12 protein-coding genes are annotated in these 12751 nt (G+C 65.7%); 4 read left to right on the top strand and 8 right to left on the bottom strand.

Features of this window, described 5'->3' with window-relative positions; genetic code table 11:
- Position 1: 1 nt before the first annotated feature.
- The 3 genes from FMM79_RS03830 to FMM79_RS03820 all read right to left on the bottom strand — a co-directional run bounded on the left by FMM79_RS03830 (position 2) and on the right by FMM79_RS03820 (position 1988).
- Positions 2-988, bottom strand: coding sequence for a FecR domain-containing protein (locus FMM79_RS03830; RefSeq protein ID WP_148626240.1), 987 nt, complete (start codon positions 986-988; stop codon positions 2-4).
- A gap of 45 nt (positions 989-1033) precedes the next feature.
- On the bottom strand, positions 1034-1564 hold the full coding sequence (locus FMM79_RS03825; protein WP_148626239.1) for an RNA polymerase sigma factor: 531 nt from the start codon (positions 1562-1564) through the stop codon (positions 1034-1036).
- A gap of 184 nt (positions 1565-1748) precedes the next feature.
- Positions 1749-1988, bottom strand: coding sequence for a hypothetical protein (locus FMM79_RS03820; RefSeq protein WP_256376773.1), 240 nt, complete (start codon positions 1986-1988; stop codon positions 1749-1751).
- Between the two features lie 1364 nt (positions 1989-3352).
- On the opposite strand from FMM79_RS03820, the gene FMM79_RS03815 reads away from it, so the two are divergent.
- Entirely contained in the window at positions 3353-4924 is a 1572-nt protein-coding gene (locus tag FMM79_RS03815) for a beta-xylosidase (protein ID WP_371710761.1), read from the top strand.
- A gap of 110 nt (positions 4925-5034) precedes the next feature.
- Here the strand turns inward: FMM79_RS03815 and FMM79_RS03810 are convergent, their stop codons facing one another.
- Entirely contained in the window at positions 5035-5262 is a 228-nt protein-coding gene (locus FMM79_RS03810) for a hypothetical protein (RefSeq protein ID WP_148626237.1), read from the bottom strand.
- 141 nt (positions 5263-5403) lie between these two features.
- On the bottom strand, positions 5404-5865 hold the full coding sequence (locus tag FMM79_RS22050) for an AMP-binding protein (RefSeq protein ID WP_256376770.1): 462 nt from the start codon (positions 5863-5865) through the stop codon (positions 5404-5406).
- 346 nt (positions 5866-6211) lie between these two features.
- Between FMM79_RS22050 and FMM79_RS21160 the strand changes: the two genes are divergently transcribed.
- Positions 6212-6352, top strand: a complete 141-nt coding sequence (locus tag FMM79_RS21160) for a hypothetical protein (protein WP_153269310.1) — start codon at positions 6212-6214, stop codon at positions 6350-6352.
- A 437-nt stretch (positions 6353-6789) separates the two neighbouring features.
- Here FMM79_RS21160 and FMM79_RS03795 read toward each other — a convergent pair whose 3' ends face one another.
- The gene (locus tag FMM79_RS03795; RefSeq protein ID WP_148626235.1) at positions 6790-8871 is read right to left on the bottom strand and encodes a c-type cytochrome; all 2082 of its coding nucleotides are present in this window, start codon (positions 8869-8871) and stop codon (positions 6790-6792) included.
- A 261-nt stretch (positions 8872-9132) separates the two neighbouring features.
- Between FMM79_RS03795 and FMM79_RS03790 the strand changes: the two genes are divergently transcribed.
- Together FMM79_RS03790 and FMM79_RS03785 are read left to right on the top strand one after the other, a co-directional pair.
- Entirely contained in the window at positions 9133-10011 is an 879-nt protein-coding gene (locus FMM79_RS03790; RefSeq protein ID WP_205466461.1) for an alpha/beta fold hydrolase, read from the top strand.
- A gap of 265 nt (positions 10012-10276) precedes the next feature.
- Positions 10277-10648 carry a hypothetical protein gene (locus tag FMM79_RS03785; protein WP_148626233.1) on the top strand — a complete coding sequence of 124 codons (372 nt, stop codon included), beginning with the start codon at positions 10277-10279 and terminating at the stop codon, positions 10646-10648.
- Between the two features lie 19 nt (positions 10649-10667).
- Here the strand turns inward: FMM79_RS03785 and FMM79_RS03780 are convergent, their stop codons facing one another.
- On the bottom strand, positions 10668-11312 hold the full coding sequence (locus FMM79_RS03780; protein WP_148626232.1) for a hypothetical protein: 645 nt from the start codon (positions 11310-11312) through the stop codon (positions 10668-10670).
- Between the two features lie 43 nt (positions 11313-11355).
- Complete coding sequence (locus tag FMM79_RS03775) at positions 11356-12489, bottom strand: DUF2092 domain-containing protein (RefSeq protein ID WP_162528432.1); 1134 nt, start codon at positions 12487-12489, stop codon at positions 11356-11358.
- Positions 12490-12751: the final 262 nt, after the last annotated feature.

Here is a 12751-nt window from a genome sequence, read left to right as displayed (position 1 = left end):
CTCAGCGAGGACCCAGGCTCCATCCTGCGCCTTCGCGCGCAACACCAAGGCCGAGCAGAGTGCCGAGCGATTGCGGGTCCTTGCGTATTGGCTCGATCTGCAAGGCCCCCGAAACCGTGCGCCCGCGCGCCTCAGGGCGCACCGAAAACGCAATTCCGGTCGCGCGCGTCAGATCAGAGGCCACATCACCAAGCGGGGCATCGACGAACGTCAGGCGTCCAGCGCGCCATTCCCCGACCCGTTCCGGCGCAATTGCGGCGAGTTCGAAGCGATTCTCCCCGGCCGCCCGGCTCAGGATCTGCCCGGGCTTTACGCGTACCTTCTCATGCTCGGGATTGACCTCAACCTCGCCCTCGGACACCGCGACCCGCAAAGCCCCGTCCACGTGCCGCACGTCGAAGACGGTGCCGATGTCGCGCAGCCGCTCCTCGCCAACGGCGACTTCAAAGGGCGCATCGGGGTCGTGGCGTACAGAGAACAGGGCCTGTCCCTGCTCCAACCGGACAAAGCGTGCGTTGCCCTGCTCCATCGCAAGACGAGTATCTCCGCCCAGCGTCACGGTCGTCTCACCGCCCAGACGCAAGGTGCGTGTCTCCCCGGCTGCCGTCGCCACCTCGTAGGTCGCAGGGCCGTTTTCGTGCCAGAGGCCGATTCCCGCAACGAGCGCCACGCTGGCCGCGAGCGCGCCCGCCAGCCAGCGCCGACGCGGCACGCGGGCGTAGCTTTTCAGCGTATCGTCGACCCAGGCCCCGTTGCCCTCGGCCTCATCCGGCGAGGCAATGGCAGGCTCGGTATCGTTGGCAGGGGTGTCCCGTGCCAGGAGGTCGGCTCCGTCCTGCGCCGCCGCGCACGTCGCGTCGTAGGCCTCGCCATGCGCCGGAGACTGCTCCAGCCAGGAGGTGAAGGTCTCCCAGTCTTCAAAACCGGGGTCCTGTGTCCGCACCGCCCAGTCGAGGGCCTGCGCGCGGATCGTCTCGTCAATGGGCACCACACGTTCCTTTCATGACGCAGACGGAGACATCGGCGCGCAGCCTCATGGCTCGTCTCCTTCGCCGTGCCGTTTCCATTCCTCCAGCGCGCGGTAGGCCTTGCGCAGATCGCCCTCGACAGTGCTCAGACTGATGCCCACTTCGCGGGCGACGTCCTTCTGGGTGACACCGTCCACCCGGTGGAGCCGGAACACCCGGGCGACCCGCGCGCCCAGGCTATCGAGCATCGCCAGCACGCGCGCGGCTTCGCGTACGGCAAAGACCTCGCGCTCGGCCGAGGGCTGCGGTGAGGCTTCCCCGGTCAGCGTCTGCGCCGCGCTCCATTCGCGTTCGCGCGCCTGTGCCTTCTGCTGCGAGCGATAGCGGTCGATCATCAGCGAGTTCGCCACCGAATGCAGGTAGGCCAAGGGCGCCGCCACCGGACCGCTTTCGCGCGTGCTCACGCGCAGCCAGACCTCGTGCAGGATGTCCTCGGCCGCCTCGCCCGCACCGCGCGCGCGCAGGAAGCGCAGCAACGTCTCGCGGTGCGCAAGGAAGGCGGCCTCAAGGCCCGATGACGGCGTGATCTCAGACATCCCGGCTCATTAGTTCACATCGCCCGATTGCTAGACGCTATTCCTGACAAGGGAAAGCACCAAGGCCCTGCCCGCTCCAATCAAGTTCACCTGTCCTCACCCGGGCGAGCGCCCTCAGAAGGCTCGCCATTGCCGGGCGCGCGACGGTAGAGGTCGGAATAGGCGAAAGCGGGCGCGTTCATCATCAGTGGCCGGTCCACCGCCACGCGCAGGGCCTCCCCCCGTCGGTCCGTGTCATCCAGCGCACGTCGGATTTGCTGCCAATCTTTCGCGGGCGAAGGTAGTCGTGGTCCTGGTCGGCAAGCGCACCGCGCCACAGGCAAATCGGGGCCGAGCCCTTGCGATCGACATAACTCTCATGCGGCCCGCGTCCGCACCACTCGACCGTATCCATGGCCTCGGGCAGTGCAAACTTCACGCCGATGCGGAAAAAGCGGCGGCACGTCCTTTGCGACCGGCTCGAAATGGGCCGTCAGGTGTACGCTCCCGTCCCCGGCCATACGGTAGCGGTTGATGAAGTTAGCCTGCCTTCCGTCCGGCGTGAACGTGACGGCAACCTCTCGTGCGCCAGCCTTTGCCTGTTCGATGCGCAAGCCGGACACCGAACGGTCTCGCTCAGGATCTTCCATACGGCGAGCTGCTCTCCGGTGCGCGTACCGACATTGCTCTCTGGTCAGCGCGCGCCAGAAATAGGGCTGCCCCCCCTTCAGCGAGCACCTGCCTCGCCTTTCACGTCGAAGCCGGGGACAAGGCCGGTCTTGCGGCTGATCGCGAGCGAGCTGCCCGCGGCCGAGAGGATGACCTCTCCCCCTCGTCGCGATCAAGATTGACCCCGGCCACGACAATGCCGAAAAGAAGGAGCTGGCCGACCGCATCACGGCCCACTGGCCTGATCCGGAAGAGCGCCGACGGGACATCGCCCTCATCGCCGAAACTCTCCGACATGGCGCGCAGTCGGTCTCGGTCGGGGTCGAGGACGTGTCCCTTTCGAAATGGATGAACAGTGTCTATGCGGCGGAAATCCAGGCGAAGGAAAAGACCCTGTTCAAGCGCCCCGGCTGATGAACGCATCTCATCGTCCCGTCGCATTTTCCTCAAGGGTGCAGAGCGGGCGCGATGAGGGGAGCCACTGGTCACTCCAATACGATACTGGAGAAGACAACGAACAAGAACATCCTCGCCGTGGCCGGAGCCGTCGCCATGTCCGGCGCCGCTCCGGCGGCCGGATCGGTCGCCCCCAACTACATGCAGCGCGCCGGCCCGCCCTTGCCCGCTACACCGACAATGTCCTGTTCGGCGATGTCTGGAAGCGCGAAGAACTCTCGCCGCGTGATCCTAGCGTAGTGGCCCTGTCGGTACTCGTCTCGACCGGCAAGAGCGCGCAGATCCGCCCCCACCCGCCGCCGCCATACCACCGGCATCTGGGCGATGGCCCTCGAGGCGGGCGTTGCGGCAGGCCCCCTGCTCGCCGCAGCGCTCGAAGTCCTCGGCAGCTGAACCAGTGTATACCTCCTCGAAGGTGATTTTGCTTGCCCTTGCGGCTGCTGCGCACCGCGTCCTTCGCGAATCCCATACCGCAATGCCGCGCCCGCTCGACCTTGCCAGCACGGTCACCCTGCTCCCGCGCCACTGGGAGCCCGAGCCAGGCTGAGATCCCTACGCCCCCGGGACCTAGCCTTATTGGCGAAAACGCTATCAACGCTGCGGTCCCGTTTTGTGCGGGAAGAGCCTTGCAACAAGACATGATTGCGCTAACAGTAGCCCGACAAGAAAACATGGGAGAGGGTAGTGAAAAGCGCGATATCAGTGGGCATGGCCCTTGTTCTGGGCGGGACATCGCTGGCAGCCAGCGCCGCGCCCGACAACACCGTGCGCCATATCACCATCGACGCTGCGAAGACCGTGGGCCCCATGGACCGGTTCGCCACGCAATCGGTCGGCTCGGACTTTCCCGGAACGCTGATCCGCCCTGACAGCCAGGCCCAGCTCCAGACCGTCTCGGACGAACTGGGCTTTCGCTACATCCGCTTCCACGACATCTTCCACGATACGCTGGGCACGGTGAAGGAGGTTGACGGGCAAATCGTCTACGACTGGACCGGGATCGATCGGCTCTACGATGCGCTGCTGGCCAAGAACATCCGCCCCTTCATCGAACTGGGCTGGACGCCCGCGGTGATGCGCACGTCCGACCTCCAGCTATTCTACTGGAAGGGCAACACCTCGCATCCCCAGCCCGACAAGTGGCGCGATCTCGTCCACGCCTTCGTCACGCACCTGCGCGATCGCTACGGCGCGGCCGAAGTGCGCCGCTGGTATTTCGAGCTGTGGAACGAACCCAATCTCAAGGACTTCTGGGAGAACGCCGACCAGGAAGCCTACTTCGGCCTTTACGCCAACACCGCGCGCACCATCAAGGCCATCGACCCGGCCTTACGCGTTGGCGGACCCGCGACGGCGGGTGCGGACTGGGTGCCGGAATTCCTGTCCTATGCTCAGGCGAACGACCTTCCGGTCGATTTCGTCGCCACCCACAGCTACGGCGTGGACGGCGGCTTCCTCGACGAGGACGGCAAGCAGGACACCAAGCTTTCGGAAAAGCCCGACGCCATCATTTCCGATGTCCTCAACGTACGCACACAGATCGAGGCCTCGGACTACCCCGGCATCCCGCTCTTTTTCACCGAATGGAGCACGAGCTACACCCCGCGCGACTTCGTGCATGACAGCTATATCTCGGCCCCCTACATCCTGTCGCGCCTCAAGGCTACGCAAGGGGCGGTTCAGGGCATGAGCTACTGGGCCTATACCGACCTCTTCGAGGAACCGGGCCCGCCGCCCACCCCTTTCCACGGCGGCTTTGGCCTGATGAACAAGGACGGCATCCGCAAGCCCGCCTGGTTCACCTACAAGTACCTGAACGCCCTTCGCGGCGACGCGGTCGAGGTCGCGGACCAACAGAGCTTCGTCGCGCGCGACGGCCAGAATGTGGCCGCCGTGATCTGGGACTGGCAGCAGCCCGAACAGAAGGTCAGCAACAAGCCCTTCTTCACCCGCCTTGTGCCAACCGCGAACAGCCGCCCGGTCAAGGTCCATTTCGACCACCTGCGCCCGGGCACCTACCACCTTCAGGTCCACCGAACCGGCTATCGCCGCAACGACCCGCTCTCGCTCTATATCGACATGGGCATGCCCGAGGTCCTCGATGCCGACCAGATGGCGCAGATGCAGGCCGAAACTGCCGACCGACCCGAAAGCGACCGCGTCGTCAGCGTGGCGCAGGATGGCACGCTTGACCTTTCGCTTCCCATGCGCCGCAACGACGTGACCCTCGTAACGCTCGCACCCGCCAGCGACTGATCCACCGCGTGCGCCTGCCTCTTTCGAAGAACCTCTCGTGACCCTTTCACCTCGCAGCCTGTACAAGGGCCTCGCCGCGCCCGCCAACAAGGTGGCCCAGACCTGACCACTCAAAGCGCCTGCCCATCATCGATGCGGATGTCGACGTCAGTCATGCAGCGGCTCTCGGCCGAAAGCAGGTGGAGCAACGCCGCGTCGAGCACGTCCTCGTCCATCCGACGTCGACGCGGCATCGCCGCCACCTGCCGCTGGCCCGCCTCGGTCTCGAACCAGTCTCTGGCGAGTTCGGGGGCAAAGTAGCCTGACGAGACCACCTTCACATTTGCCGGCATCGCCATGAGCGATGCGGGGATGCTCACGCTCGATCCGCTGGACCGAGGTGAGCGCGGGGAGATCATCAACACGGCATTGGCCCTGCGGCTCGATGGTGCTAGCCGCATGGCTCCGCGCTGAAGCCTAAAAACCGCGTGAAGGCCGCGTCAGTTGACGCCGTGTTCGCGCTCTTCGCAATGCGGCAGGTAGACCACGGTCGCGCAGGTCTCGGTCATGCCGTATTGCTGCACAAACTCGCAGCCAAAGACCTCGGTCGCCTCGCGCAGGAGATCGAGTGCGATGGGACTGGCACCGTAAAGCATCGTGCGCAGCTGCGGGAAGGTCCGCTCGCGGATACCGGGACGGGTCAACAGTATCTGGATCGAGGTGGGCACCAGGTGTAAAGCTGGAGCGCGGCGCACAATGTGCTCGGATCGCTTCGGCTTCGGGAACGGCCAGACGCCATAGCAGCGGTGCCAGGACAGCGCCAATGCGCGCGCCCCCGAACAGGAGCTCGAAGAAACGATCACTGCCCTTGCCGATGAAAGCCACCCTGTCCCCCCCCGCCAGCTTGAGGCACTGCACCTCGCGCCGGGTGAGCCCGCATAGGTCGGTCTCGGGCGCGCCATGCACGAGGGGGTCGCAGGCCGCGACGAAGCGCGCGGCCTGCCGGTGAAGCTGGAGGGCATGCGCTTCGAACAGGGGGGCACACATCGCCGATTTCCCGTCGCTCGCCCAGAACACCGCGCCCAGCGTGCTGCGCAGAACTGATATCGGCACATGTCGCGACGAGTAGCAGCCCGAGGGAGCGCCCGGGATCGCGCGATTGAAACGCCAGTCCCACCAGTTCGCTATTACCCGCCATCCCCCTATCAAATCCGATAGCTTCCTCTTCGGAAGTACAGAATGTAATTATGCAAATAGACAAAATAGGGCCAAGCTCGACAAAGAGGAGGCAGGAGCGGGGAACGAGAGATGCGCAGAACAGCACTGGCCAGCAGCACGGCGTCGCTGGCGATCGGGGCCGCCTTCTTGCCCCTTCAGGCAGTCCAGGCTCAGGTCGAACTCGCCCTCCCCTACCCCTCGATGGCCGGAGGTTCGATCTTCGACCTTTAACGCGTCGAGGTACTCAAGGCCCCTAGGGCACACTCTACAGCCTCAACCTCACCAACCTGCTCTCGCTTGCCGCGCCTTCCTTCGGTCAGGGTAATGCCGACGTGCCGGGGCTGCTCGACTGGGTCCAAGCCACCGTCGACTGTGGCTTCATGGAGCCTATGCGAAATGGTGTCGCCGGCTCAGCGACGCGCAGCGTAACCGCTTCTACGCCGAGAGCGAGCCCAACGCAGAGCTGTCCGGGGCGACCGGAGCCCCGATGAGCCTCGCCGACACACACTTTCGCCTTGCCGGTTGGGAGCGCCGGGTAATCCACGCGCTGGGCGCCCGGTTTGAGCGAATTCCCTTGCGCAGCGCTCCTCCGGTACAGGCGTGCCTGCGCCTCGCGCCCTCCGGCGAACTTGCTGCACCGGCGCTGAACCGGGCGCAGCGGTTCGCGCCTAGCGCTCTTGCCCCTGACGGCGCACGTGCTCGGCGACGGCCCGGATGTGGTCACGGCTGAGGCCCGAGGCCATTTCCTGCATCTTGCCCGTGGTCATGGCCGTGACGATTCGCTCCAGCGGATAGGCCGCCAGCGTTTCGACCGAGGGCGCGCCCGAACTCGCCGCGCTGTGGCAGCTGGCGCAGCGCGCGCCATAGACGGCCTTGCCCACGCTTGCATCCGACCCCGCCTTGACCTCGCGCACCGGGGCATCGGCGAACCAAGGCGTCGCGGCCGTGCGCCTGCCGAAGGCCTGCAATCGGTCGGTCCCCACTATCACCATACCATCGACCACGGCCGGTTCGTTGTACTTGCCCGAGGTGTAAAGCGCGTTGCCGCTGTTCCAGAGAGGCGTGAGCGTCGCGGCATCGAAGGCGTGGAGCCGGGCACCGGGCGCATCGGGCTGGTAGATATCGACACTTCGCGGGACGTTGGTGTCAAGCACCCAGACCACGCCCCCCTTGCCCTCATGACTCGAGACGATAGGCGCGCCCGGGTTCTGCAAGGTCACCGTCATCTCGCGCGCATCGACGCGCAGGAACGGCGCCTTGCCAGCCTCCGCCACAACGCGGGCACGCACGAGGCTGGGCGGGACGTTGGTGCCAAAGTCCGCCCCCTCCTTCGCGCTGCCCGCAAAGTAGAGATAATGCGCCCCTCGTGCGCTGCGAAAGTGGGCAAGGGCGCTGCGGCTTTTGGCCGAATTGCCCATTCCGATGCTGTCCGAATAAGGCCCAAAGATGAGCGTGGGCCCGCGCGATCCGAATGCGGATTGATTTTCGGGAGCCAATAGCGAAGGATCGGCGGCCGGGTCCTCGCTGCACGCCGGACGACGCGTGTTGTTGCCGGGCATGTTGTCACGGTCAAGGAGGAAGGCGAGCCCCTGCTTCGCGGCACCCAGGCCCAGCAAGCGGTGCGAGGTTGCATGTCCGGGCTCCAGATCAAAAGCCACCGCCCCGCTGCTCGCGATGTCGATGTCCGAGGCCGCCGTCTGGCAGTAGTTGAACGGCGAGAAAGTTCCGGCAAGGTCCAGCCCCCTGTCCGCCGTGTCGCGAAACTGGAGGATGGACTGTCCCCAGGCGTGATCGACATCGGGATAGACCCCGGCGATGCCGCCCTTGTTGAGCGCGTTGAGCACGCTCGCCCCCGAGGCGATGTAGATGCGCCCTTGCGGATCGATGGCCGGACCCGAGGCCCCCCACATACCGCCCTGCTCCATCACCTCGCTCGGCATCGAGGAGAAGGCACTGGAGATCGCCGGCTGCGCGCGCGCCCCGCCTTCGCGCGCCGTGTCGACCGAGACGAGAAAGCCCTGCATGTCCGGCCCGAAAGCGACGTAGAGCTTGCTTCCGTCCGCGCTCAGCGCCAGCGCGCCGCGTTGGAAATAGATCTGCCCCTCCACGAAATGCGAGGTGCCATTGCGGTTCACATCGGCGGTCACCGTGCGCGCGCTGACTTCCAGCGGCCAGCCGGGCAGTTCCTTGCCGGTGCGCAGATCGAGCGCGTGGATGTCCCAGATCCAGTCGTCGCGGCAACTCGTCACATAGATGCGTCCGGCCTCTCTGTCGATGACAGGCGTGGCCAGATTGCCCATCTGGCCGTCCTGGCACGGACTGGGTGTAAGGCGGCGCTTCCACAGGATTGCTCCGGCCTCGGCACTCGCCTGCCCCCTGGCATGGATAGCATAGGCATAACCCGTACTCGTGACCGCGTAGGCGAGCGCGAGGCGCCCTCCGGCAAACGCGCCCTCGGTGAAATCCAGATCGCCGATGTAGAGTGGTGAAGCGAAAAGGCGCGCAGGCTTCGCGCCAAAGCCATCGAGTTGCGGCGACTGCCAGACCTGACCGAAGTCGGAGGCCATGACGCTCTGGGGATCGAGTGCAGGCTCGCGGTCGGTCCAGCCCTCGCGCCCAGGCGACACGTGATAGGTGAGCTTCTCGGCCGCGCCCGATGGCGCCTTCTGCGCGCCTGCATTCGCCATCGCGACACCGGCCAGAGCCAGAAGTCCCGCCCCCAGCATTGCTCTTCTTACCGTCCGTGCCATCTCGCTTCCCCTGTCTGCCCTGCGCCCTGTCCGCGCAGCCTAGGATAGATGGGCCGGACCGAAGCCCCACGCTTGCCACTTCTCGGCACGCGGATAGGCTCCGGGCAGCTGCTCGACCCGGCGCCCACCTGTCGGGAGCCTGCCCCTTCACTCCAAGTACCGCACGAGGAAATCCCCGCCATGGTCACGCGTCGAACACTTAATCGTCTCATCGGAGGCGCCTGTGCCCTGGCCACTACAGGAGGTTTCACCACACGCACCGTGGCCAGTTCCGCTTCTGACATCGCCTTCGCCCCGGCTCCGCCCGATATCTGGGACAGCCATGGTTCGGTGCGCCGCGCCGGTGGCCGGTTGCACTATGCAACGCTCGGCACGCCCGGTGACCAGCCCCCGGTCGTGCTCCTCCACAAACTGGGGGGCTGGGTCGCGGACTGGCGCGGCGTAGCGCCTGCACTGGCCAAGGACCGGCTGGTCATCGCCATCGACCTGCCCGGACACGGCGCCTCGACCTGGGACGGGGCGCCGCCCGAAGTCCAGAGCGTGCACGAAACCGCGATGCTGGTACGCGGGACGCTGGAGGAGCTGGGCCGCACGATGGGCTTTTCGAAAGTCCACCTTGCCGGATCCTCGCTCGGCGGCTGCGTGGCGATCGCTCTCGCTGCGCTGTGCCCGCAGCTGGTGGAGCGCCTTGCCCTTCCCTCCTGCGTTCTGGGCACCGCACGCACCTGGGACGAGGTCATGGCGAAAGAAGCCGGGCAGGCCGGGATGTTCACGCCCAAAGGCGATCCCCTCCCCAGCGCCGCCGCACTGTCCAGGGCGGTCTTCCACCTCGACAATGCGCCGCGTATCGCCGCCGAACAGAACACCAGCCGCCGCATTGCCGGACGCTGGATACGACCCCAGGAGCGCGGCGTCGCGCTTACGGATTTTCCCACCCTCATGCGCCAGGTCGAGGCCCCCACGTTGCTTCTCTATGGTGAACGCGACACCTTTTTCCTGATCTATCGCCAAGAGGCCGAAGCCCAGCTACGCGATGTGCGCTCGGTGATCCTGCCAGATGCCAGCGGCTTTCCCGTGCAGGACCAGCCTGCCGCCACTGGCGCCGCGCTGGCAGCCTTCCTTGCAGGCCAAGCGAACTGACGCGCGCGCCTCTCCTGCCTTTCCCGCACCACTCTGAGTGCGCTGCGCAGAGCCCTGGCATGGCAAGAGGCGAGCGCATTGCAACGACTTGCCCCGAAAGGTGCGCTGGCCGTCCGGTGTGTGCCCAATGCGCCCAAAGCCTTCACATTCCGGGACCACCCCAGGTTGGACTTGGGAGACCCCCCGATGAGCCATCCCCTCCCCGACGCTAAAGTGCCCCTGTGCAGCAGGGTGTGCGGCAAGGGCGCAATCGGGCGCCGGGAGGATGATGCGATGGATCAAGACGTGCAGCAAGAGGGCCGCCGCGCTTGTAGGTGCGCTCCTGACCTCTGCGCTGTGGCAAGCGACGACCCGGGTCAAGAAAGTCTTCGCGCCGCTGCCTACGGTCGGCCTGTTCGGCACCTGGCAGGTGGCGCCGCGCCTGGAGGCAAGCGGCCGGGTGGATTATCTCTCGCTCAAGATCAAGGACTACGATGGCAAGCTCGTCAACGTGCAGGCCGGGCTCAACTACCGCGTTTTCGAGCACCTCGCGCTGGGAGTGGCCTGCCGTTACGTGGACTACCGTCTGGGTATCGAGAAGTACGCCTGGAGCGGGCGCGTGCGTTACAAGATGAACGGCCCTGCGCTCGTCTTCTGAGGCGCGCCGGAGCGCTACTTCAAGGGCGTTCCATGAGCTTCAGGAGCGGCACGCAGATCAGGCCCGAGACGGTGGCAGCCAGCGCAATCGCGGCAGGTGTCTGGGCTGCGTGCGGGAGGCTGTGCGTCGCAATGGCGATAGCCGCGCCTTGGTGGCGCGAGGCGGCCGCCAGCGCCAGTGCCTTGCGGTTGCCCACCTCCTTCCCGCGCAGCATGTAGCCGGCAAGCACACCGGCAGCGACCGCCAGCGCGAGAACCAGCAGCGTGCCCTGCCCGACGACATGCGAAATCGCCGGGATAAGCCCTGCGGATAGTCCTACGACGCCCAGCAGCAGCAGCAGCAGAATGGTCCCTGCCCGGCTTGCCTTGACCCCGACCTTGACGACATGCGGGCCCAGCAGAGACCGCGCAATCAGGATCGAGGTAAAGGCCGCCATGACGAGAAGACCTGTCGCATAGCCCGGGCTTGCCCCCATCTTGAGCTGCTTGGCGGGCAGGATCGGCGGCAGCTGCGAGAAGGCGATGGCGGCCAGCGCGCCCAGCCCCTCGCGCCAGTGCTCCACCGTGTAGCCCAGGTCCGCGATGCGGACCCGCAGCGCCAGCGCGAAGACAATCAGCATGAGGCTGAAAGCCAGGGCCAGCTTGAGCACGATAAGGAAGCTCATCGTGTTCCTCTATTGCGCCCTTCGACCTTCGCGCCTCAAGGGATCAGCGCGGCGGATTGACCATGACGTACTGCACCGAAGAGCCCGCGTACGGGGGTTGGTAACAGGTGTTCCCGCATTGCGAGTAGCTGATGCCGTTTACGATCACCGTGCTGCAATTGGGCGGAATGCTGCGCACTATCGATCCGACCACGGCCGCCGTGACCGCAACGGTGGCTGCGGTGTGCACCGGGTGCCAATGATCGTCCCAGCTGTCCCAGTGGTCGTGATGGTGGCCACCGTGGTGGCTGTCGTTCTCGTAGTGATTGATGGTCACGAGCGAGCTGCCGCGCGCGGGGGGACGGTGCCCATGACCGGGCCGATTGTGGCTCGGCCTGTTATGGTTGGGGCGCCCGGCATTGGGCCGGTTGCCTCCCCCATGGCTCGGGCGTCCACGCGGCGGCACCATGAGACCGGCGTGTCCCGGCGCGCCGCTGGCTGCTACCGGAAGGGGCGAAGTCACATGCGCACCGCGCGTCACGGCATCGTCGCGGTTGGTGATGACCAGCTTGCAGGGAAGCGGCCGGGAACCCTGGTCGATCCAGACCTGCCAGTCGACCCGCTGCTGGCGAAACGCATAGTGCATGCACGTACGCGAGCCGATGGTCTCGGGACGAATGGCCATCGCCCTCAGGATGCGACTGCGCATCGTCTGGTCGGTCCCCCAGATAAACAGGTCCGCACGCGGCACTTCCAGACCGAACTCGGTACGCGCCTTGTCGATAGTCTGGCCGAGCGTCGGCGGGGCATCGAAAGTGGCGTAGTAGTTCAGCTTGGGCGCAAAGAGACTGAACCTCTTGCCGTCGTAGAACATCTCGCGGGTCTGGGTGTCTGCCGTACTGACAATTCGGAAGGCATCGGGCAGGGGTACCTTGACCTCGACATTGGCGCCGAACTGAATCTTCTGCCCGGCCTCGAGCACGAATTCGCTCGTTGCCTCGGAGGTCACGGTGAAGCTGGCAAGCTGCTGAAGCGAGGCGCTCATTTCATCGAGTGCGGCCATCGCGGCCGGATCGATGGGATTGTCGGGGATTTCGGCGTCGGCGTCCGCGTCCTCCTGCGCGCCAGCCATGTGCGAAGCACCGGCTGCCAGACAGGCCAGCGCAAGCGCTGCGTGTCGCAAGTTCGCTTTAAACACAGACGTACATCCTTCCTCATGCGGGGCGAACGCTCCGGACCGCTCCCGGATCGTGCGCGGTCCGCCCTTTTGAGGGATCGTATTTTCGGACCTCGACTATCTCCGTGCCCGCGCCCTCTCCCCATCGGGAAAACTCCTAGTGGATTGATCGGAACAGATGATTCCGTTTTCGGGATTCCCTTGAACGGGGGGACATGCGAAGATGGCGCATGCGAACGGGCATCCAGATTGAGGTTACAGGACCGGACACCAAGCGGCTCGA

The sequence above is a fragment of the Novosphingobium sp. BW1 genome, from assembly GCF_008107685.1.
In the GTDB taxonomy this organism is placed as follows: domain Bacteria; phylum Pseudomonadota; class Alphaproteobacteria; order Sphingomonadales; family Sphingomonadaceae; genus Novosphingobium.
The sequence above is the reverse complement of the archived record's forward strand: the minus strand, read 5'-3'. Positions and strand labels throughout refer to the sequence as shown.

What these genes read in the sequence shown, in the direction of transcription:
- FMM79_RS03825 (WP_148626239.1), bottom strand. Translation starts at nt 1,564, where the DNA reads ATGTCTGAGATCACGCCGTCATCGGGCCTTGAGGCCGCCTTCCTTGCG.
- FMM79_RS03810 (WP_148626237.1), bottom strand. Translation starts at nt 5,262, where the DNA reads ATGGCGATGCCGGCAAATGTGAAGGTGGTCTCGTCAGGCTACTTTGCC.
- FMM79_RS22050 (WP_256376770.1), bottom strand. Translation starts at nt 5,865, where the DNA reads ATGGCGCGCCCGAGACCGACCTATGCGGGCTCACCCGGCGCGAGGTGC.
- FMM79_RS21160 (WP_153269310.1), top strand. Translation starts at nt 6,212, where the DNA reads ATGCGCAGAACAGCACTGGCCAGCAGCACGGCGTCGCTGGCGATCGGG.
- FMM79_RS03795 (WP_148626235.1), bottom strand. Translation starts at nt 8,871, where the DNA reads ATGGCACGGACGGTAAGAAGAGCAATGCTGGGGGCGGGACTTCTGGCT.
- FMM79_RS03785 (WP_148626233.1), top strand. Translation starts at nt 10,277, where the DNA reads ATGATGCGATGGATCAAGACGTGCAGCAAGAGGGCCGCCGCGCTTGTA.
- FMM79_RS03780 (WP_148626232.1), bottom strand. Translation starts at nt 11,312, where the DNA reads ATGAGCTTCCTTATCGTGCTCAAGCTGGCCCTGGCTTTCAGCCTCATG.